Below are 20,494 nucleotides of genomic sequence, written 5' to 3'. Positions count from 1 at the left end.
GGTCACCGACGCGCTTGTGTTTCACTTGGGACCAAGCATAGCGCCTGGCTAGAATCAATCTACAAATTGCCGCCAAGTATCTTTTACACAAGGCCTTTTATCAACAACTGCGCCAGCTCCACAGCGTTCAGGGCCGAGCCCTTGCGTACGTTATCTGACGTCAACCACAGATTTAGTTCCGCAGGGTCGTCGACACCTGCACGTACGCGTCCTACGTAAACCACATCCTGGCCGACCGCATCGCCTACAGCCGTTGGGTAATCGCCCTCCTCAACCAGCTCGATACCCGGCGCAGCATCGAGTGCACGGTTGACTGCGGCCAGATCGACCGGCGCGGCCAATTGCAACGACACTGTCAGGCTATCGCCGAAAAACACCGGGGCTTGAACGCAGGTTGCGGAAATCTTTAGCAAAGGTGTTTCCAGCACGGCACGCAGCTCGTGTACGAGGCGTGTCTCCAAGGCTGTATGACCTTGGGCGTCTGGCGTACCGACTTGAGCCAGCAGGTTGAACGCCATTTGCCGATCGAAGAACTTCGGCTCCAGTGGACGCACGTTCAATAACTCAGCGGTCTGCCGCGCCAACTCGCTGACGGCCTCCCGGCCCTGGGCAGAGACCGCCAGGTTGGCGGTGACATTCACGCGCTGGATGTCCACCAAACCCCGCAACGGCGCGAGCACTACCGCCAGGTAGGTGGCAGACGGGCTTGGGCTGGCGAGCTGGAACGGCTTTTTCAAACCGTTCAACACCTGGGCGTTGGCCTGCGGCACCACTGGCGGCGCCTGTTCGGCAGGCAATGCACCGGACAAGTCGATCACCGAACAGCCAGCGGCTGTGGCGCGCGGGGCGAAACTCAGGGTCACCGCCGGGCCTGCTGCGAAGAACGCCAACTGCGCCTTGCTGAAATCGAACTCGTCGACCTCTTTGACCCGCACGTTCTTGCCACGAAACGGCACCGAAGCCCCCGCCGAGTTGCTGCCCGCCAGCAAATACAGGGTGCCTACCGGGAAATCCAGCTCTTCGAGGATCTGCACCAGTGTTTCACCCACAGTGCCGGTGGCACCAATCACGGCGATTTCAAAGGTCTGGGTCATGGGGGCTGCCTCGGGCATTGCAGGGGGGAGCGGCACTTTACCGGGTGGCTGGGGGTGAGGCAATTAGCCTGGGCCTTGTGGTGTGGCTGATGGCGCTATCGCAAGCAAGCCCCCCTCCCACACTTGCCCTCCATTTCAAGGTTGGAACTGGGTCGAATGTGGGAGGGGGCTTGCTCCCGATAGCGCCCGACAGAACAATAAAAAACCCCGCGCCTGTCACCAGAGCGCGGGGTTCTTCAATGCAAGAAAGCGATCAACGCTCCAGCAAAATCCGCAACATGCGACGCAGCGGTTCAGCCGCGCCCCACAGCAGCTGGTCGCCGACGGTGAACGCACCGAGGAACTGGCTACCCATGTTCAGCTTGCGCAGACGGCCCACCGGTACATTCAGGGTACCGGTGACCTTGGTCGGGCTCAGCTCCTGCATGCTGATATCGCGGTTGTTCGGCACCAGCTTGACCCAAGGGTTGTGCTGGCTGATCAAGCCTTCGATATCGGCGATCGGCACGTCTTTGTTCAGCTTGATGGTCAACGCCTGGCTGTGGCAACGCATGGCGCCAATGCGCACGCAGATGCCGTCCACCGGAATCGGGTTCTTGAAGCGACCGAGGATCTTGTTGGTCTCGGCCTGAGCCTTCCACTCCTCGCGGCTCTGACCGTTGGGCAGTTCCTTGTCGATCCACGGGATCAAGCTACCGGCCAATGGCACGCCGAAGTTCTCGGTCGGGTAGGCGTCGCTGCGCATGGCTTCGGCCACACGACGGTCGATGTCGAGAATCGCGCTGGCCGGGTCGGCCAGTTGATCGGCGACAGCGGCATGGGTCGCGCCCATCTGCTTGATCAGCTCGCGCATGTTCTGCGCACCGGCACCGGAAGCCGCCTGATAGGTCATGGCACTCATCCACTCGACCAGGCCGGCTTCGAACAGGCCACCCAGCCCCATCAGCATCAGGCTGACGGTGCAGTTGCCGCCCACGTAGTTCTTGGTGCCGGCATCCAGTTGCTGGTCGATGACCTTACGGTTGACCGGATCAAGGATGATCACCGCGTCATCCTGCATACGCAGGCTGGAAGCGGCGTCGATCCAGTAACCCTGCCAGCCGGCTTCGCGCAGCTTGGGGAAGACTTCGCTGGTGTAGTCGCCACCCTGGCACGTCAGGATCACGTCGAGGGTCTTCAACTCTTCAATGCTGTAGGCGTCCTTGAGCGGGGCAATATCCTTGCCCACGGACGGCCCTTGGCCACCTACGTTCGAAGTGGTGAAAAACACCGGCTCAATAAGATCGAAATCCTGCTCTTCCAGCATCCGCTGCATGAGCACGGAACCGACCATACCGCGCCAACCGATCAGACCTACACGTTTCATCGCAACTACACCTTGTTAAAAAGTGGGCCGCCTTGCAGCAACAACTGCAAGCGGGCCCGAGAGATTACAGATTCCGCAGCGCGGCGACTACTGCGTCGCCCATTTCTTGCGTTCCGACCCTGGTGCAGCCCTGGGACCAGATGTCCCCGGTGCGCAAGCCCTGGTCCAGTACCAGGCTGACGGCTTTCTCGATCGCGTCGGCCGCTTCACTCAGGTTGAAGGTGTAACGCAGCATCATCGACACCGACAAAATGGTCGCCAGCGGGTTGGCAATGCCCTGGCCTGCGATGTCCGGCGCCGAACCGTGACACGGCTCGTACATGCCCTTGTTGTTGGTGTCCAGGGACGCCGACGGCAACATGCCGATGGAACCTGTGAGCATGGACGCCTGGTCGGACAGGATGTCGCCGAACAGGTTGTCGGTGACGATCACGTCAAACTGCTTGGGCGCACGCACCAGCTGCATCGCGGCGTTGTCGACGTACATGTGGCTCAGTTCGACGTCCGGGTAATCCTTGGCCACTTCCTCAACGATTTCGCGCCACAGTTGGCTGGAGGCCAGCACGTTGGCTTTATCCACCGAGCACACCTTTTTGCCACGCACACGGGCCATATCGAAACCGACCCGGGCAATACGGCGGATTTCGCTCTCGCTGTACGGCAGGGTGTCGTAGGCCTGGCGCTCGCCATTTTCCAACTCGCGCACGCCCCGTGGCGAACCGAAATAGATACCGCCGGTCAGCTCACGCACGATCAGGATATCCAGGCCCGCCACCACTTCCGGCTTGAGGCTTGAGGCATCGGCGAGTTGCGGGTAGAGGATCGCCGGGCGCAGATTGCCGAACAGGCCCAGTTGCGCGCGGATTTTCAACAGGCCGCGCTCCGGGCGGATGTCACGCTCGATCTTGTCCCACTTCGGGCCGCCCACGGCGCCGAGCAACACGGCGTCGGCCGCACGGGCACGGTCCAGGGTTTCGTCAGCCAGGGGCACGCCGTGCTTGTCGATGGCGGCGCCGCCGATCACGTCGTGGCTCAGCTCGAAGCCCAGGCTGTACTTGGCGTTTGCAAGCTCCAGCACCTTGACCGCTTCGGCCATGATTTCCGGACCAATACCGTCGCCAGGGAGAATCAGAATCTGCTTGCTCATGGGTTCCTCATTTCATCAAGCGACCCGCCCGTGGGCAGGTCGGGAAAAATCAATCAACACTGGGCAAAGACCACCAGCACGTCGGTGCTGAAGGTGCCGTCGGCCTGAATTTCGTAATAATCGCGCACTTCCTGGCCCATCGCCCTTTGCAGCTCAAGGATTGCCGCACGCAGCACCTCTGGCGTGCGCATGCGCTCGACCCACGAGGTGTACTCCAGGCGCAGGCGCTGGCGCAGACTGTTACGCACATGCAGACCGGACTCGCTGAGTTGCTGCATCCACTCGGCGGCGGCGTAATCTCGCACGTGGCTGGTGTCGCGCAGCACTTCGACGGTTTGCAGGTAAGTGTCCAGCAATGGGCTACCCGGTGACAAGACATCCACAAACGCCGCCACCCCGCCCGGCTTGAGCACGCGGCGCACTTCCCGCAGGGCCAGGCCCAGGTCACTCCAGTGGTGGGCCGAATAACGGCTGAACACGAAGTCGAACTCGCCATCGGCGAACGGCAGACGCTCGGCGGCGCCGTGGACGGTGCGGATATTGTGCAGGCCGCGATCTTTCGCGGCGGCGGTGACCACGTCGAGCATCTGCCGGGACAGGTCATAGGCCACCACTTCTTTAACCAGAGGCGCCACCTGGAAACTCACATGACCGGCACCGCAACCCAGGTCCAGCAGCCGTGCAGCGCCCTGCCCGGCCAGCTCGGCCTGCAGCAGCGAAAACTCGGTGCCCTGGGCGTGCACGGCACTGCTCAGGTAGGCCGCAGCCTGTTCGCCGAATTGTTTTTGCACGACTTGGGTGTGGGCGGTGGTAGTCATGGGCTTTCCTCAATGGACCTTGTGGTGTTTGTTCTGGCCCTATCGGGAGCAAGCCCCCTCCCACATGTTGATATGCGAACGCATTCAAATGTGGGAGGGGGCTTGCTCCCGATGGCGGCGGTCCTGCCTACCGCAAATCAGGCATCGCGAAACAACCAAGGCTGACTCGCCCGGTGCCTGGCTTCAAACGCGGCAATCGCATCGCCGTCCTGCAAGGTCAGGCCGATATCGTCCAGGCCGTTGATCAGGCAGTGCTTGCGAAACGCATCCACTTCAAAGTGATACACCTTGCCATCCGGACGGGTGACGGTCTGCGCGGCCAGGTCCACGGTCAGCTGATAACCCACATTCGCTTCCACTTGCTGGAACAGCTCATCCACTTCGGCATCGCTCAAGATGATCGGCAACAGGCCGTTCTTGAAGCTGTTGTTGAAGAAGATGTCGGCATAGCTGGGCGCGATGATGCTGCGAAAGCCGTACTCTTCCAGGGCCCACGGCGCGTGTTCACGGCTGGAGCCGCAACCGAAGTTTTCCCGGGCCAGCAACACACTGGCCCCCTGATAGCGCTCGGCATTGAGCACAAAGTCTTTGTTCAGCGGGCGCTTGGAGTTGTCCTGGTAGGCGTAGCCCACATCCAGATAGCGCCACTCATCGAACAGGTTGGGGCCAAAACCGGTGCGCTTGATCGACTTCAAGAACTGCTTGGGGATGATCTGGTCAGTGTCCACGTTGGCACGGTCCAACGGCGCTACAAGACCTGTGTGCTGGGTAAAAGCTCTCATCGGGTATTCCTCAGATCAATTCGCGAACGTCGATGAAACGACCGTTGACGGCAGCGGCGGCGGCCATGGCCGGGCTGACCAGGTGGGTGCGGCCACCGGCGCCCTGACGCCCTTCAAAGTTACGGTTGGAGGTGGACGCGCAATGCTCGCCCGACTCCAAACGGTCCGGGTTCATCGCAAGGCACATCGAACAGCCCGGCTCACGCCACTCAAAACCGGCTTCGAGGAAGATCTTGTCCAGGCCTTCAGCTTCGGCTTGCGCCTTCACCAGGCCGGAACCCGGTACCACAATGGCTTGCTTGATGGTCGAGGCAACCTTGCGGCCCTTGGCGATCACCGCCGCGGCGCGCAGGTCTTCGATCCGCGAGTTGGTGCAGGAGCCAATGAACACGCGATCCAACTGGATGTCGGTGATCGCCTGGTTGGCCTTCAAGCCCATGTACTTCAGGGCGCGCTCGATGGAGCCGCGCTTGACCAGGTCGGCCTCTTTGGCCGGGTCCGGTACGTTCTGGTCAACGGCCAGGACCATTTCCGGCGAAGTGCCCCAGCTGACTTGCGGCTTGATCTGCGCAGCGTCGAGTTCGACCACGGTGTCGAACACCGCATCGGCGTCGGACACCAGGTCTTTCCAGGCTTCGACGGCGGCGTCCCAATCGGCGCCTTGCGGGGCAAACGGGCGACCTTTGACGTACTCCACGGTTTTCTCATCCGCCGCCACCATGCCCACACGGGCACCGGCCTCGATGGACATGTTGCAGATGGTCATGCGCCCTTCGATGGACAAGTCGCGAATGGCGCTGCCGGCGAATTCGATGGCGTGGCCGTTACCGCCGGCGGTGCCGATCTTGCCGATCACGGCGAGCACGATGTCCTTGGCGGTCACGCCAAACGGCAATTGGCCTTCGACGCGTACCAGCATGTTCTTCATTTTCTTGGCGACCAGGCACTGGGTGGCGAACACATGTTCCACCTCGGAGGTGCCGATGCCATGGGCCAGGGCGCCGAACGCACCGTGGGTAGAGGTGTGGGAGTCGCCGCAGACCACGGTCATGCCCGGCAAGGTCGCACCCTGCTCCGGCCCGATCACATGGACGATGCCCTGGCGCACGTCATTCATCTTGAATTCGGTGATGCCGTATTCGTCGCAATAGTCGTCGAGGGTTTGCACCTGCAAACGCGAAACCTGGTCGGCAATGGCCTCGATACCGCCCTTGCGCTCAGGAGTGGTCGGCACGTTGTGGTCCGGCGTGGCGATGATGGAGTCGACGCGCCAAGGCTTGCGCCCGGCCAGTCGCAGGCCTTCGAACGCTTGGGGCGAGGTCACTTCATGGATGATGTGACGGTCGATATAGATCAGCGACGATCCATCATCGCGACGTTTCACTTCATGGGAATCCCAAAGCTTGTCGTAAAGCGTTTTGCCGGCCATCAGTCGGTCCTCATCAGCGGTGTTTCTATACGCCGGGCTTTTCAATAACCCTTTGGCTTGTGAGGCTGATGGTATGGCGCTACATTAAATAACTCAAATTCATATTTTTTATGCTTTGGATTACCAACTGGAATAGCACCATGGATCTGGCCAACCTCAATGCTTTTATCGCCATCGCCGAGACCGGCAGCTTCTCGGGGGCCGGCGAACGCCTGCACCTGACGCAGCCCGCCATCAGCAAACGCATCGCGGGCCTGGAGCAGCAATTGAAAGTGCGTTTGTTTGATCGCTTGGGCCGTGAAGTCGGCTTGACCGAAGCCGGCAGGGCCTTGCTGCCGCGCGCTTATCAAATCCTCAACGTGCTGGACGACACCCGCCGCGCCCTGACCAACCTTACAGGGGAAGTCAGCGGGCGCCTCACTCTGGCCACCAGCCACCATATAGGCCTGCACCGCCTGCCACCGATCCTGCGCACCTTCACACGGCAATACCCAAACGTGGCACTGGATATTCAGTTCTTGGATTCAGAAGTGGCCTACGAAGAAATACTCCATGGTCGCGCCGAAGTGGCGGTAATCACCCTGGCGCCCGAGCCCCACCATCTGGTGCGCGCCTCGCCGGTATGGGATGACCCGCTGGACTTTGTGGTAGCGCCGGAACACAGCCTGATCAGCAACGGCTCCATCAGCCTGGCCGATATCGCCAGGCACCCGGCGGTGTTTCCCGGCGGCAACACCTTTACGCACCATATTGTCAGCCGCCTGTTCGAAGCCCAGGGGCTTGCGCCAAATATTGCGATGAGCACCAACTACCTGGAAACCATCAAGATGATGGTGTCCATCGGCCTGGCCTGGAGCGTGTTGCCGCGCACCATGCTCGATGATCAAGTGGCAAGTATCGCTTTGCCGGGCATACAACTCAGTCGCCAGCTAGGCTATATCGTGCATACAGAAAGGACGCTATCGAACGCTGCGCGGGCTTTCATGAGCCTGCTGGATGCACAGGTCGATCTGCCAGGGTTACCGGCATGACACTGTGCGGCCTCGGGTTTCAAGGAAAACCGCGCTGTCTTCTCACCGAGCCAAGGCCCATTGACAATGCGCAACCCCGGCGACCCCGTACCCCCCCTGCCCCGCATCTACGCCCTGGACCCCCAAGCGGCGGAGCAAAGCTGGGACAGTGCCCCGCAATTGCTGGCAGCCCTGAATGCCGCCCGGCTGGGCGCCTGGTGCTGGGAAATCGACACGGGAAGAATCAGTTGGTCACGGGGTACTCAAGCGTTATTCGGCTTTGACCCGCATCAACCCTTGCCCAAGGACCTCGACTACCTTGACTTGCTGGCCCCGCAAGACAGCGCACGGGTGGTGCGTGGTTTTCACGCGGTCCTGGCAGGAGAGCCGTTCGAACGGGCCATGCACCATCGCATCCAGTGGCCCGATGGCAGCCTGCACTGGCTGGAAATCAGCGGCAGCCTCGCGCCGGAAAAAGCCGGACGGCGCCGCATGATCGGAGTGATCCGCGAGATCACCCATCAGCGCGACCGCGAACACGCCCTCAGCCACTCCGAAAAGCGCTTCGCCACATTGTTCCATTTATGCCCGAACATGGTGCTACTGACCCGCCAGGCCGATGGCTTGATCAGCGAAGCCAACCAGTATTTCGAAATGCTGTTCGGCTGGCCGGTGGCCGATGCCATCGGCCGTACCACCCTGGAACTGGGCCTGTGGCGCCATCCGGAGCAGCGTGCACTGCTGGTCAAGGCCACCCAGCGCAAAGGCGAACCCATCACCATGGAGGTGCAGTTCTGCGCCAGCAACGGCCAGATCCACGACGGCACGCTCAGCGCCCAGAAGGTGGAACTGGACGGTGAGGCTTACCTGATCAGCACGTTCCTGGACACCACCGAACGCAAAAACGCCGAGCAAGCGCTCAAAGACAGCCAGGAGCGCCTCGACCTGGCCCTGGACTCCGCGCAACTGGGCGCCTGGGATTGGCACATCCCCAGCGGCATGCTCTACGGCTCGGCCCGCGCCGCCCAACTGCACGGGCTCGAACCCGCGCCCTTTCATGAATCCTTCGATGCATTTTTCGAAGGGATGTCCGACCAGGATCGCGAGGGTATGCGCAATGCCTACCGCAGCTTGCGTGAAGGCCCGGACGGCAACTACCAATTGACCTACCGCGTGCAGTTGGAGGACGGCAGCCCACGCTATCTGGAAAGCCGTGCGCGCCTGTACCGCGACGAAGCAGGCAAACCCCTGCGCATGGCGGGCACCTTGCTGGATATCACCGATCAGGTCGAACGCGAGCAACGCCTCACCGCCTCCGAGGAAAAATTTGCCAGCCTGTTCCAGGCCAGCCCCGACCCTATCTGCGTGACCTGCCTGGAAAGCGGCGCTTTTATCGAGATCAACCCGGCGTTTACCCAGACCTTTGGCTGGACAGCCGCCGAAGTACTGGACAAAAGCGCCGAACAAATCGGCCTGTGGGACGACTCCAGCAAGCGCCTGCAACGCATCGAGCGGGTGATTCGCGAACAGGCCCTGAGCAATGTGGCCATCGTGGTGCATCACAAGGACGGCCAAAGCCTGACCTGCGTCATCTCCAGCCGCTTGATCAAGGTCAGCGACCAACCCTGCATCGTCACCACCCTTCGGGATATCACCCAGCAGCAACGCTCGGAAGCTGCCCTCAAGGCCAGTGAAGAGAAGTTCGCCAAGGCGTTTCACTCCAGCCCCGACGCGATTTCAATCACCGAACGCGACACCGGCCGTTATGTGGAGGTCAATGACGGTTTTTGCCGCCTGACCGGTTACCGCACCGAAGAAGCCATCGGCCTGACCCTGTACCAGATCGGCATCTGGGCCGATGAAAACCAGCGCGCGGCATTATTGGCCGAGTTGCAGATCAAGGGCCGCATCCATCATCTGGAAATGCTCTGGCACAACAAACGAGGCGAGGTGCTGGCGGTGGAGGTCTCGGTCGAGCCGATCACCCTGAACGAAACCCCCTGCCTGCTGCTGACCGCACGAGACGTCAGCCTGCTGAAAAACGCCCAGGCGCAGATCCGCCATCTGGCCTATCACGACCCGCTCACCAACCTGCCCAATCGCGCACTGCTGATGGACCGCCTGAGCCAGCAGATCGCCCTGCTCAAGCGCCACAACCTGCGCGGCGCCCTGCTGTTCCTCGACCTCGACCACTTCAAGCACATCAACGATTCCCTCGGCCACCCGGTGGGCGATACCGTGTTGAAAATCGTCACCGCACGCCTGGAAGCCAGCGTGCGCATGGAGGACACCGTGGCACGCCTGGGCGGCGATGAGTTTGTGGTGCTGCTCAGCGGTCTTGAGGGTAAGCGCCAGGAGGTCAGCGACCAGGTGCAAAGCGTGGCCGATACATTGCGTGAGTTGCTGTCGGAGCCGATGTTCCTTGACGGCCATCGTTTGCAGGTCACGCCCAGCATCGGCGTAGCGCTGATTCCCGACCACGGCACCACGCCAGCCGATTTGCTCAAGCGTGCCGACATCGCCCTGTACCGCGCCAAGGATTCAGGGCGCAATACCACACAGATGTTCCACAACAGCATGCAAAAAACCGCCAGCGAGCGCCTTCGCATGGAGACCGACCTGCGCCTGGCCCTGTCACGCGGCGAGTTCAGCGTGCATTACCAGCCCCAGGTGGATGCGCGTGGCAACCGGATTGTGGGGGCCGAGGCCCTAGTGCGCTGGCAACATCCGCAACTGGGCGCGCAGTCGCCGACGGAATTTATCAAGGTATTGGAAGACAGCGGCCTGATCCTGGAAGTCGGCACCTGGATTCTCGATGAAGCCTGCGGCGCCTTTGCCCAGTTGATTGCCGACGGTCTGGTAGACCCGCTCAATTTCAGCCTGTGCGTGAATATCAGCCCGCGGCAGTTTCGCCAGAACGACTTTGTGGAACGGGTAGAACACAGCCTCAAGCAGCATCAACTGCCCTCCAGCCTGCTGAAACTGGAGATCACCGAAGGCATCGTGATCCAGAACCTGGACGATACCGTGGCGAAGATGCGTCGCCTGAAAAAGCTCGGCGTGAGCTTCGCAATGGATGACTTCGGCACCGGCTACTCATCCCTGACCTACCTCAAGCGCCTGCCGGTGGATGCATTGAAAATCGATCAGTCATTTGTACGCGATGCCACCCACGACCCTAATGACGCTGAGATCATCCGCGCCATCGTAGCCATGGCGCGCAGCTTGAACCTGGACGTGATCGCCGAGGGCGTGGAAACCCCGGAGCAACTGGCGTTCCTGCAAAAGCTGGGCTGCCATTTGTTCCAGGGTTATTTGCACAGCCGACCGTTGCCGATAGAAGGCTTCAGGCGGTTGCTGGAACAGGGTCGAGCGGGACCGGATGCTGCATGCCCAGCAGACGGCTGACGCATTGCAGGTCGGTCTCGCGGCGCAGCGCGGTGAACAGCTCCACCGCCTGCGGGTAGTTGCGCGTCAGCATCGCCAGCCATTGCTTCAAGCGGCCGGGTGCCTGTTTTTCAGTCAGTTGCGCCACCGACTGGCGCCAGAACTCCTGAAGCATCGGCTGCATCTGCGCCCAGGTCATCTCGACCACTTCCTCACCGGCCTTGGCCGCTACAATCTGCCTTGCCAGGTCAGGACGCGCCACCAGGCCACGGCCGAGCATGATGTCTTCGGCGCCACTGATTTCACGGCAACGCTTCCAATCTTCGACGCTCCAGATATCACCATTGGCAAATACCGGCACCTTGACCACGTCCTGCACCCGCGGGATCCACTCCCAGTGGGCCGGCGGCTTGTAGCCATCGGCTTTGGTGCGCGCGTGGACGACGATATGTGCAGCACCGCCCTCGGCCAACGCGGTGGCGCATACCAGCGCGCCATCCGGACTGTCGAAGCCCAGGCGCATCTTGGCGGTCACGGGAATGTGGGCGGGCACGGCACGGCGCACGTGCTCGACGATCTGGTTGAGCAGCTCCGGCTCCTTGAGCAGCACCGCGCCACCCCGGGACTTGTTGACGGTCTTGGCCGGGCAACCAAAGTTCAGGTCAATCACCTCAGACCCCAGCTCGCAGGCCAGGGCAGCGTTTTCGGCCAGGCACACCGGGTCGGAGCCGAGCAGTTGCACACGCAGCGGCACACCCGCAGCGGTATGGGCACCGTGCAGCAGTTCCGGCGCGAGCTTATGGAAATACGCAGGGGTGAGCAGGCGGTCGTTGACGCGAATAAATTCGGTCACACACCAATCGATACCGCCCACGTGGGTCAACACGTCCCGCAGGATGTTGTCGACCAACCCCTCCATGGGCGCCAAAGCAATTTGCATGGAAAACACTCAACAAAAATCGTGGCGCAGTTTACTGGGTTTCCGGCGGCGACCGTTAACCCCCCGTCAGGGCGGGACCGTAACCGTCAATAAACTCGGCAGGCATGCGCTTGGGTTTGCCGCTGGACAACTCGATGCACACAAAGGTGGTTTGCGCGCGCAGCAGCGTCGCGCCGTCGCGAGGGCGTACCAGCTGGAATCGACGGGTCATTTTCAGGCGCTGGTCCCAGTCGACGATCCAGGTGGCCAGTTGCAGCTCATCGCCTTCATAACCTGCCGCCAGATAATCGATCTCATGGCGTACGACCGCCATGGCACGGTCCAGGCGACGGTATTCGGTGAGGTCCAGACCCAGGCGCTGGGAGTGGCGCCAGGCGCAACGCTCCAGCCAGGACACGTACACCGCGTTGTTGGCGTGCCCGAGGCCGTCGATGTCTTCAGGCGCAACCTGCAGATCGATGATAAACGGAGTTGCCAAATCCCAGCCCATGCCTTGCTCCAGTCGATTGATGTCGGCGGGGCAGTGTATCAGGCGGTTTGCCGCTGCTGTAGACGGCGGCAGTCGAGGCGCGCCTCTTCAGCGCACCGCCGACTTAGCCGCTCGGATTACGCGGTCCGACAACTCACCCGGCCCCAGTGCGCGAGCCAATGTCAGGCCACCCACCATCAAGGCCATGTCCGCCAGCGCCTTGTCGATGTCTTCAGGGCTGTCGGCCAGCTGCGCAGTCATCAGCTCCACGTGCTCGCTCAAGACCTCGCGAAATGCGTCGGGCAAGCGACCCATCTCGCCAACTGTGGCCGGCAAGGGGCAGGCCTGGGAGGTTGAATCACGATGCTTGCGTGACAGATAGAAGGCCGCCACCAGCGCCCGACGCTCTTCGCCGGTGAGCTGCGCGTCCAGATCGTCGATAGAGGCCCGGCGCTGCGCCAGCAACTGGCTGAACGCCTCCAGCATCAACGCGTCCTTGCTTTCAAAGTGCGCGTAGAAACCACCGACGGTCAGCCCTGCCGCCCCCATGACCTCCCCCACACTCGGCTCAGCCGGGCCGCGCTGGATCAATGCCGCGCTGGCAGCCTGCAAAATACGTTCGCGGGTTTGCGCTTTTTTATCGCTCATCAAGGCCTCCGACTTTCATGGGTTGGATATTATTACCATAATAATATTGCGCAAGCGAAAGGTACGACCGCCGGTCAGAACAAAAAAATGGAATCAATCAAGAAAATGGCCGAACGCCAGACAAACAAAAGGGCCATTCAATAATTGAATGACCCTTAAAAATCCCGCAAAGCGGGTAATCGTGGCGTCCCCTAGGGGACTCGAACCCCTGTTACCGCCGTGAAAGGGCGGTGTCCTAGGCCACTAGACGAAGGGGACACAAACCTTCTATACACTGATCAGCGCTGAGAACTGATCGATTCAAGGACGGTGTGGCCGGAACCTTGAACCTGTAAAATTGGTGGAGCTAAACGGGATCGAACCGTTGACCTCTTGCATGCCATGCAAGCGCTCTCCCAGCTGAGCTATAGCCCCGGATTTTTCGTCTCGCGACGCAGCAGACCTTTCGAGCTGCTTGTTGAAACTGGCGTCCCCTAGGGGACTCGAACCCCTGTTACCGCCGTGAAAGGGCGGTGTCCTAGGCCACTAGACGAAGGGGACAAAACCTTCTGTACATCTGATCAGAGCTGAGACCTGATCAATTCAAGGACGGTGTGGCCGGAACCTTGAACCTGTAAATTGGTGGAGCTAAACGGGATCGAACCGTTGACCTCTTGCATGCCATGCAAGCGCTCTCCCAGCTGAGCTATAGCCCCTCATCGGTGAGGACGGGGCGAATCTTAATGGCGGTTTGGAAACGTGTCAAATTTATTTTCAACAATTTTCAAAATTTTTTGCCGGGATAACAATCACTTACCGACGAAACCCCGGAAAACCGGGGTTTCGTCACTGCAACGGCCTGCTTAAGCGATGGCGCCCAGCAGCTTTTCCCATTCCTTGTTTTCTTTCTTCGACACACCACCAAGCAAATCAAGGGCTTGGCGCAGGCGGAAACGGGTCAGGTCCGGGCCGAGGATTTCCATCGCATCGAGCACCGACACCGAACTCGCTTGCCCGGTGATCGCGGCAAACATCAGCGGCATGGCATCGCGCAGTTTCAGCTCAAGGGATTCCACCACCGCCTGGATCGTGGCCGTGATCGCATCTTTTTCCCACTGGCGCAGGCTTTCGAGCTTCCACAGGATCAACTGCATCAGTTGGCGAACCTGGTCGCCGGAGAGTTTTTTGGATTCAAACAGCTTGGCATCCGGGTTCACGCCGCCGGCAAAGAAGAAACTGGCCAAGGGCGCGACCTGGCTGAATGTCTCTACCCTGCCCTGCACCAACGGCGCAATCTTCATCATGTACTCGGGGTTCAACGCCCATTGCTGCACGCGGCTGGCAAACTCTTCCACGGGCAAGTCACGCAGCCACTGGCCGTTGAGCCACGACAGCTTCTCGATATCGAAGATCGGCCCGCCGAGGGAGACACGGGAGAGATCGAAGTTGTCGACCATTTCCTGCAACGAGAATTTCTCGCGCTCGTCCGGCATCGACCAGCCCATGCGGCCCAGATAGTTGAGCATCGCCTCAGGCATAAAGCCCATGCGCTCGTAGAACGTTACCGACGTTGGGTTCTTGCGCTTGGACAGCTTGCTCTTGTCCGGGTTACGCAGCAGCGGCATGTAGCACAGCTGCGGTTGCTCCCAGCCGAAGTATTCGTACAGCAGGATCAGTTTCGGCGCCGATGGCAGCCACTCTTCACCGCGCAGCACATGGGTGATGCCCATCAGATGGTCGTCGACCACGTTGGCCAGGAAGTACGTCGGCAAGCCGTCGGTCTTCATCAACACTTGCATGTCCATGCGGTCCCACGGGATTTCGACGTCACCGCGCAGCATGTCCGGCACCACGCACACGCCTTCGCTCGGCACTTTCATGCGGATAACGTGGGGTTCGCCAGCCGCCAGGCGTGCGGCCACTTCCTCCTTGGACAACAACAGCGCGCGACCATCGTAGCGCGGGGTCTCGCCACGGGCCTGTTGCTCGGCGCGCATCTGGTCCAGCTCTTCGGCGGTGCAGAAGCACGGAAAGGCGTGGCCCATGTCGACCAGTTGCTGGGTGTATTGCTTGTAGATGTCGCTGCGCTCGCTCTGGCGATACGGGCCATGCGGGCCGCCGACGTCCGGACCTTCAGCCCAGGTAATGCCCAGCCAGCGCAAGGCATCGAAAATCTGCTGTTCCGACTCACGGGTGGAGCGCAGTTGATCGGTATCTTCGATCCGCAGGATGAATTCACCACCATGCTGCTTGGCAAAGCAGTAGTTGAACAAGGCGATGTAAGCAGTACCGACGTGGGGATCCCCAGTAGGCGATGGCGCAATGCGCGTGCGGACGGTGGTCATGGCAGGTCTCGAATGGGCGATAAAACTGAAAATTGAAACAAGGGGCGAATGGTAACAGCCTGGGGGATATCTGGAAAACCGAGGCGCGGCCATCGCAGGCAAGCCAGCTCCCACATTTTGACCGCGTTCACAGATCAATGTGGGAGCCGGGCTTGCCCGCGATGAGGCCAGCCCAATCAACGCAAATTAAACAGCCAACAGACGCTCGCGCAACTTGCCAATCTCATCCCGCGTCTGCGCCGCCGCCTCAAACTCCAGGTCCCGAGCCAGCTGGTACATCTTCTCTTCCAACTGCCGAATCCGCTTGGTGATCTCACTCGGCGAGCGCAGTTCGTTCTCGTACTTGGCACTTTCCTCGGCAGCCTTGGCCATGCCCTTGCGCTTCTTGCTGCGCGAGCCGGGCACGGTGGCGCCTTCCATGATGTCGGCAACATCCTTGAACACGCCCTTGGGGGTGATGCCGTGTTCCAGGTTGAACGCGATCTGTTTGTCGCGACGACGCTGGGTCTCGCCAATCGCCCGCTCCATGGAGCCGGTGATGCGGTCCGCATACAGGATCGCCCGGCCATTGAGGTTACGCGCCGCCCGGCCGATGGTCTGGATCAACGAGCGCTCGGAGCGCAGGAAGCCCTCCTTGTCCGCATCCAGAATCGCCACCAGCGACACTTCGGGCATGTCCAGACCCTCACGCAGCAGGTTGATCCCCACCAGCACATCGAAGGTCCCCAGGCGCAGGTCGCGGATGATCTCTACCCGCTCCACGGTGTCGATGTCCGAGTGCAGGTAACGTACGCGCACGCCGTGGTCGGCCAGGTAGTCGGTCAAGTCTTCGGACATGCGCTTGGTCAATGTGGTAACCAGCACCCGCTCTTCCAGGGCCACACGCTTGTTGATCTCCGACAGCAGATCGTCGACCTGGGTCAACGCCGGGCGGATTTCAATCTCCGGGTCCACCAGGCCAGTAGGTCGCACCAACTGCTCGATCACGCGACCAGCGTGCTCGGCTTCATAGTTGCCGGGCGTCGCCGACACAAAGATGGTCTGCGGGCTGATGGCCTCCCACTCGTCAAAGCGCATTGGCCGGTTGTCCAGCGCCGACGGCAGGCGGAAGCCGTACTCCACCAGGGTTTCCTTACGCGAGCGGTCGCCCTTATACATGGCCCCCACCTGCGGCACGCTGACGTGGGATTCGTCGATCACCAGCAAGGCGTCCGGCGGCAGGTAATCATAGAGGGTCGGCGGCGGCGCCCCGGATTCGCGACCCGACAGGTAGCGCGAGTAGTTTTCGATGCCGTTGCAGTAGCCCAGCTCCAGGATCATTTCCAGGTCAAAACGGGTGCGCTGCTCAAGGCGCTGGGCTTCCACCAGCTTGTTGTTGGAACGCAGGTATTCCAGACGCTCGGCCAACTCGACCTTGATACCCTCGATGGCGCCCATCAGGGTTTCACGCGGGGTCACGTAGTGGCTTTTCGGGTAGAAGGTAAAGCGCGGCAGCTTGCGGATCACCTCGCCGGTCAACGGGTCGAAGGCCGACAGGCTTTCGACTTCGTCATCGAACAGCTCGATGCGGATCGCTTCCAGGTCGGATTCGGCCGGGTAGATGTCGATCACATCGCCGCGCACCCGGAAGGTGGCGCGGGCGAAGTCCATGTCGTTACGGGTGTACTGCAGGCTCGCCAGGCGGCGCAGCAGTTCGCGCTGGTCGAGTTTGTCGCCTCGGTCAACGTGCAGCACCATCTTCAAGTAGGTTTCGGGGCTGCCCAGACCGTAGATGCACGACACCGTGGTGACGATGATCGCGTCCTTGCGCTCCAGCAACGCCTTGGTCGCCGACAGCCGCATCTGTTCGATATGGTCGTTGATCGATGCATCCTTCTCGATAAAGGTATCGGAGGACGGCACGTAGGCTTCGGGCTGGTAGTAGTCGTAGTAGGAAACGAAGTACTCAACAGCGTTGTTGGGGAAGAACGCCTTGAACTCGCCGTAAAGCTGCGCGGCCAGGGTCTTGTTCGGCGCCAGCACCAGGGTCGGGCGGTTGGTCTGGGCGATCACGTTGGCGATGCTGAAGGTCTTGCCGGAACCGGTCACCCCAAGCAGCGTCTGGTGCGCCAGGCCGGCCTCGATGCCTTCGACCATCTGGCGAATGGCTTCCGGTTGATCGCCGGCGGGTTCAAAACGGGTAACGAGCTGGAAATCCGACATAACGTACCTCGTGAAGTCACCCCAGACTCGACACCGCCAGGGACGAAATAGCTCAGCAACCCGCGAATAATCATCGCAGGTTGCAGGAAAAAACCATAATAGCTGTAGAAGTGGTGGCGAATGTGACGGGTTTCAAGGCTGACGTCCTACATGTCCTTTCCCTTCAAGGTTGCAATAAGACTAACGGTCAGCAAATAAACCGAAAAACTTGGCCGAAAAGCCATTTCGGCTGTCGCCCTGCGCGGTGATGGCCTCTATACTAGCTCCCCGTTTGTGCACCGCTCTAGTGCATTCGGCTGGAGCGCGACACGTCCCTCCCTTCCCCCATAGAGCTGCCGCAAAAATGAGCCTGTTCTCCGCTGTCGAAATGGCACCACGCGATCCTATCCTGGGCCTCAACGAAGCATTCAACGCCGATACACGAACCACCAAGGTCAACCTTGGCGTGGGCGTTTACTGCAACGAGGAGGGGAAGATTCCACTCTTGCGTGCCGTTGCCGAAGCGGAAGCCATTCGCGTGGCGCAACACGCCGCCCGTGGCTACTTGCCGATCGACGGCATCGCGGCCTACGACCAGGCCGTGCAGAAGCTGCTGTTTGGTGCGCAGTCGCCGCTGCTGAGTGCCGGCCGTGTGATTACCGCCCAGGCCGTCGGCGGTACTGGCGCGCTGAAAATCGGCGCCGACTTCCTCAAGCAACTGCTGCCCGACGCCGTTGTTGCCATCAGCGACCCAAGCTGGGAAAACCACCAGGCGCTGTTCGAAAAAGCCGGTTTCCCGGTGCAGACCTACCGTTACTACGACGCGGCCACCCATGACGTGAACCGCGCCGGTCTGCTCGAAGACCTCAACGCCCTGCCGCCACAGTCCATCGTGGTGCTGCACGCCTGCTGCCACAACCCGACTGGCGTCGACCTGAGCCCAGCCGACTGGCAAAACGTGCTGGAGGTGGTCAAGGCCAAGAACCTGGTGCCGTTCCTCGACATGGCCTACCAGGGCTTTGGCGATGGCATCGACGAAGACGCCGCCGCAGTGCGCCTGTTCGCTGAGTCGGGCCTGACCTTCTTTGTGTCCAGCTCGTTCTCCAAGTCGTTCTCGCTGTATGGCGAGCGCGTAGGCGCGCTGTCGATCGTCAGCGAGTCCAAGGAAGAAAGCGCGCGCATCCTGTCCCAGGTCAAGCGCGTGATCCGCACCAACTACTCCAACCCGCCCACCCACGGCGCAGCCATCGTTGCCGCAGTGTTGAACAACCCTGAGCTGCGCGCTCAGTGGGAAGCCGAGTTGGCCGAAATGCGCCTGCGCATCCGCGGTATGCGCGAGCAGATGGTGGCCGAGCTGGCCAAGGCTGCGCCAGGTCATGACTTCAGCTTCGTCGGTCGCCAGCGTGGGATGTTCTCCTACTCCGGCCTGACCGTTGAGCAAGTCACACGCCTGCGTACCGAGTTTGGCATCTATGCATTGGACACCGGGCGTATCTGTGTGGCGGCCCTGAACCAGTCGAACATTGGTGCGGTGACCAAGGCGATTGTCGAAGTGCTGTAAGCCGGCAAGCGTTAGACGAAGGGGGGAAGCCATTGGCTTCCCCCTTTTTATTGGCGAACACACTAGACTGAACGTCGACTGCCTCCTTGCTGCGAGAACCCTATGAGAAACGATGACCTGGACCTGCGCGCCGACCGCGACGAATTGCACGACTATGCCCCACGCGCACCGCAAGCCAAGCGCCAGAAGAGCCTGGTGCTGCAAGTGGCGCTGGGAGTATTCCTCGGTGGGTTGGCGTTATGGCTGGTACAACTGGGCGCGACGGCAATCATGGCCAAGCTGGCCATGGGCACCCTGCAATTTGGCGGCTGATGCAAGACACCTGTGGGAGCTGGCTTGCCTGCGATAGCGGCGGTTCAGTTAAAGATTCATTGACTGACACACCGCTATCGCAGGCAAGCCAGCTCCCACATTTGATCTAGGATGCTGGCAGATTGCGTTCTTCCAGCAGTTTTACGAAACTGTTCAAACTCTGCGAAACCGTGCCCCGCCGCCAGATCAGCCAGGTATTGAGCAGTCGAAAGCTGTCCGTCAACGGCCACACACTCACCGCCGCACACCCCGGCATACTCTCCAGCATACTGCGCGGCATCAGCGCCAGCCCGGCCCCGGCGCTGACACAGGCCAACATGCCATGGTAGGACTCGATCTCGAAGATCTTGCCCGGCACCGCGCCATCCTGTGAGAACCAGCGCTCGAAGTGGTGCCGGTACGAACAGTTGGAGCGAAACGTATAGATGTTTTCGCCATTCACATCCTGCCCCCGGCTGATCGACGCGTGATGCAGCGGCGCGATCACCACCATCTCCTCCTCAAACACCGCCACACCCTCCAGCGTGGAGTGCAGCACCGGACCATCGACAAAGGCCGCCGTCAGCCGGCCCGACAGCACGCCTTCGATCATGGTGCCCGAAGGGCCCGTACTCAGGTCCAACTCCACCTTGGTGTATTGCTGGTTATACGCCGCTAGTAACGCCGGGATACGCACCGCCGCCGTGCTCTCCAGCGAGCCCAGGGCGAAGGCGCCTTGGGGCTCCTCCCCCGCCACCGTGGCGCGGGCTTCCTGCACCAGATCGAGAATACGCCGCGTATAGCCGAGGAAATTCCACCCGGCCGGGGACAAACGTAAGCGACTCTTCTCACGGATGAATAACTCCACGCCCAAATCCTGCTCCAGTTGCTTGATGCGCGTGGTGAGGTTCGACGGCACCCGATGAATCAACTGCGCGGCGGCGCTGATGCTGCCTTGTTCGGCAACGGCCTTGAAGATTTCCAGCTGCACCAGATCCAAGTCATTCTCCATTCATGAACGTATTGCTTAATATTATTCAGTTTCCA

16 protein-coding genes and 4 tRNA genes are annotated in these 20,494 nt (G+C 60.8%); 4 read left to right on the top strand and 16 right to left on the bottom strand.

Annotated elements, in window-relative coordinates; translation table 11 throughout:
• Nucleotides 1–83: 83 nt before the first annotated feature.
• The 6 genes from JH25_RS03625 to leuC form a co-directional block, all read right to left on the bottom strand.
• Nucleotides 84–1,094, bottom strand: coding sequence for an aspartate-semialdehyde dehydrogenase (locus JH25_RS03625; protein WP_032880246.1), 1,011 nt, complete (start codon nt 1,092–1,094; stop codon nt 84–86).
• A 253-nt stretch (nt 1,095–1,347) separates the two neighbouring features.
• The gene (gene asd, locus JH25_RS03630) at nt 1,348–2,460 is read right to left on the bottom strand and encodes an aspartate-semialdehyde dehydrogenase (protein ID WP_005789767.1); all 1,113 of its coding nucleotides are present in this window, start codon (nt 2,458–2,460) and stop codon (nt 1,348–1,350) included.
• 64 nt (nt 2,461–2,524) lie between these two features.
• On the bottom strand, nt 2,525–3,607 hold the full coding sequence (gene leuB, locus JH25_RS03635) for a 3-isopropylmalate dehydrogenase (RefSeq protein WP_032880245.1): 1,083 nt from the start codon (nt 3,605–3,607) through the stop codon (nt 2,525–2,527).
• Between the two features lie 53 nt (nt 3,608–3,660).
• Nucleotides 3,661–4,425, bottom strand: coding sequence for a class I SAM-dependent methyltransferase (locus JH25_RS03640; RefSeq protein WP_032880244.1), 765 nt, complete (start codon nt 4,423–4,425; stop codon nt 3,661–3,663).
• 137 nt (nt 4,426–4,562) lie between these two features.
• Nucleotides 4,563–5,207, bottom strand: coding sequence for a 3-isopropylmalate dehydratase small subunit (leuD, locus tag JH25_RS03645; protein WP_005789771.1), 645 nt, complete (start codon nt 5,205–5,207; stop codon nt 4,563–4,565).
• Between the two features lie 10 nt (nt 5,208–5,217).
• Nucleotides 5,218–6,636 carry a 3-isopropylmalate dehydratase large subunit gene (gene leuC, locus JH25_RS03650; protein WP_005789773.1) on the bottom strand — a complete coding sequence of 473 codons (1,419 nt, stop codon included), beginning with the start codon at nt 6,634–6,636 and terminating at the stop codon, nt 5,218–5,220.
• A 140-nt stretch (nt 6,637–6,776) separates the two neighbouring features.
• Here leuC and JH25_RS03655 point away from each other — a divergent pair, with 140 nt between their 5' ends.
• A complete protein-coding gene (locus tag JH25_RS03655) occupies nt 6,777–7,667 on the top strand; it encodes a LysR family transcriptional regulator (protein WP_005789775.1) in 891 nt (296 codons plus the stop codon).
• A gap of 66 nt (nt 7,668–7,733) precedes the next feature.
• Complete coding sequence (locus JH25_RS03660; protein WP_032880242.1) at nt 7,734–11,054, top strand: EAL domain-containing protein; 3,321 nt, start codon at nt 7,734–7,736, stop codon at nt 11,052–11,054.
• On the opposite strand, the gene JH25_RS03665 is transcribed toward JH25_RS03660, so the two are convergent.
• The 9 genes from JH25_RS03665 to uvrB form a co-directional block, all read right to left on the bottom strand.
• On the bottom strand, nt 10,993–11,973 hold the full coding sequence (locus JH25_RS03665) for a tRNA dihydrouridine synthase (protein ID WP_005789777.1): 981 nt from the start codon (nt 11,971–11,973) through the stop codon (nt 10,993–10,995). The genes JH25_RS03660 and JH25_RS03665 overlap by 62 nt on opposite strands.
• A 55-nt stretch (nt 11,974–12,028) precedes the next feature.
• Nucleotides 12,029–12,463, bottom strand: coding sequence for an acyl-CoA thioesterase (locus JH25_RS03670; protein ID WP_032880241.1), 435 nt, complete (start codon nt 12,461–12,463; stop codon nt 12,029–12,031).
• An 87-nt stretch (nt 12,464–12,550) separates the two neighbouring features.
• Nucleotides 12,551–13,090: a TetR/AcrR family transcriptional regulator gene (locus tag JH25_RS03675; protein ID WP_032880240.1), complete on the bottom strand. Its 540-nt coding sequence runs from the start codon at nt 13,088–13,090 to the stop codon at nt 12,551–12,553.
• A gap of 182 nt (nt 13,091–13,272) precedes the next feature.
• A tRNA-Glu gene (locus tag JH25_RS03680) sits at nt 13,273–13,348 on the bottom strand.
• A gap of 80 nt (nt 13,349–13,428) precedes the next feature.
• Nucleotides 13,429–13,504 (bottom strand) — tRNA-Ala (locus tag JH25_RS03685).
• Nucleotides 13,505–13,554: 50 nt separating this feature from the next.
• Nucleotides 13,555–13,630: transfer RNA gene (locus tag JH25_RS03690), tRNA-Glu, on the bottom strand.
• Nucleotides 13,631–13,709: 79 nt separating this feature from the next.
• A tRNA-Ala gene (locus JH25_RS03695) sits at nt 13,710–13,785 on the bottom strand.
• Between the two features lie 147 nt (nt 13,786–13,932).
• Nucleotides 13,933–15,414, bottom strand: coding sequence for a glutamate--tRNA ligase (gene gltX, locus JH25_RS03700; protein WP_005789780.1), 1,482 nt, complete (start codon nt 15,412–15,414; stop codon nt 13,933–13,935).
• A 186-nt stretch (nt 15,415–15,600) separates the two neighbouring features.
• A complete protein-coding gene (gene uvrB, locus JH25_RS03705; RefSeq protein ID WP_005789781.1) occupies nt 15,601–17,616 on the bottom strand; it encodes an excinuclease ABC subunit UvrB in 2,016 nt (671 codons plus the stop codon).
• Between the two features lie 343 nt (nt 17,617–17,959).
• On the opposite strand from uvrB, the gene JH25_RS03710 reads away from it, so the two are divergent.
• Together JH25_RS03710 and JH25_RS03715 are read left to right on the top strand one after the other, a co-directional pair.
• Nucleotides 17,960–19,156: an amino acid aminotransferase gene (locus JH25_RS03710; protein WP_032880239.1), complete on the top strand. Its 1,197-nt coding sequence runs from the start codon at nt 17,960–17,962 to the stop codon at nt 19,154–19,156.
• A 102-nt stretch (nt 19,157–19,258) separates the two neighbouring features.
• On the top strand, nt 19,259–19,468 hold the full coding sequence (locus JH25_RS03715) for a hypothetical protein (RefSeq protein WP_005789784.1): 210 nt from the start codon (nt 19,259–19,261) through the stop codon (nt 19,466–19,468).
• Nucleotides 19,469–19,574: 106 nt separating this feature from the next.
• Here JH25_RS03715 and ptrR read toward each other — a convergent pair whose 3' ends face one another.
• Entirely contained in the window at nt 19,575–20,447 is an 873-nt protein-coding gene (gene ptrR, locus JH25_RS03720; protein WP_032881274.1) for a putrescine utilization regulator PtrR, read from the bottom strand.
• Between the last annotated feature and the right edge of the window lie 47 nt (nt 20,448–20,494).

This window comes from Pseudomonas sp. BRG-100 (genome assembly GCF_000737955.1).
GTDB lineage: Bacteria > Pseudomonadota > Gammaproteobacteria > Pseudomonadales > Pseudomonadaceae > Aquipseudomonas > Aquipseudomonas synxantha_A.
The sequence above is the reverse complement of the archived record's forward strand: the minus strand, read 5'-3'. Positions and strand labels throughout refer to the sequence as shown.

Excerpts from the sequence above, each read along its gene's own strand:
- JH25_RS03625 (WP_032880246.1), bottom strand. The coding sequence starts at position 1,094 with ATGACCCAGACCTTTGAAATCGCCGTGATTGGTGCCACCGGCACTGTG.
- asd (WP_005789767.1), bottom strand. The coding sequence starts at position 2,460 with ATGAAACGTGTAGGTCTGATCGGTTGGCGCGGTATGGTCGGTTCCGTG.
- leuB (WP_032880245.1), bottom strand. The coding sequence starts at position 3,607 with ATGAGCAAGCAGATTCTGATTCTCCCTGGCGACGGTATTGGTCCGGAA.
- JH25_RS03640 (WP_032880244.1), bottom strand. The coding sequence starts at position 4,425 with ATGACTACCACCGCCCACACCCAAGTCGTGCAAAAACAATTCGGCGAA.
- leuD (WP_005789771.1), bottom strand. The coding sequence starts at position 5,207 with ATGAGAGCTTTTACCCAGCACACAGGTCTTGTAGCGCCGTTGGACCGT.
- leuC (WP_005789773.1), bottom strand. The coding sequence starts at position 6,636 with ATGGCCGGCAAAACGCTTTACGACAAGCTTTGGGATTCCCATGAAGTG.
- JH25_RS03655 (WP_005789775.1), top strand. The coding sequence starts at position 6,777 with ATGGATCTGGCCAACCTCAATGCTTTTATCGCCATCGCCGAGACCGGC.
- JH25_RS03660 (WP_032880242.1), top strand. The coding sequence starts at position 7,734 with ATGCGCAACCCCGGCGACCCCGTACCCCCCCTGCCCCGCATCTACGCC.
- JH25_RS03665 (WP_005789777.1), bottom strand. The coding sequence starts at position 11,973 with ATGCAAATTGCTTTGGCGCCCATGGAGGGGTTGGTCGACAACATCCTG.
- JH25_RS03670 (WP_032880241.1), bottom strand. The coding sequence starts at position 12,463 with ATGGGCTGGGATTTGGCAACTCCGTTTATCATCGATCTGCAGGTTGCG.
- JH25_RS03675 (WP_032880240.1), bottom strand. The coding sequence starts at position 13,090 with ATGAGCGATAAAAAAGCGCAAACCCGCGAACGTATTTTGCAGGCTGCC.
- gltX (WP_005789780.1), bottom strand. The coding sequence starts at position 15,414 with ATGACCACCGTCCGCACGCGCATTGCGCCATCGCCTACTGGGGATCCC.
- uvrB (WP_005789781.1), bottom strand. The coding sequence starts at position 17,616 with ATGTCGGATTTCCAGCTCGTTACCCGTTTTGAACCCGCCGGCGATCAA.
- JH25_RS03710 (WP_032880239.1), top strand. The coding sequence starts at position 17,960 with ATGAGCCTGTTCTCCGCTGTCGAAATGGCACCACGCGATCCTATCCTG.
- JH25_RS03715 (WP_005789784.1), top strand. The coding sequence starts at position 19,259 with ATGAGAAACGATGACCTGGACCTGCGCGCCGACCGCGACGAATTGCAC.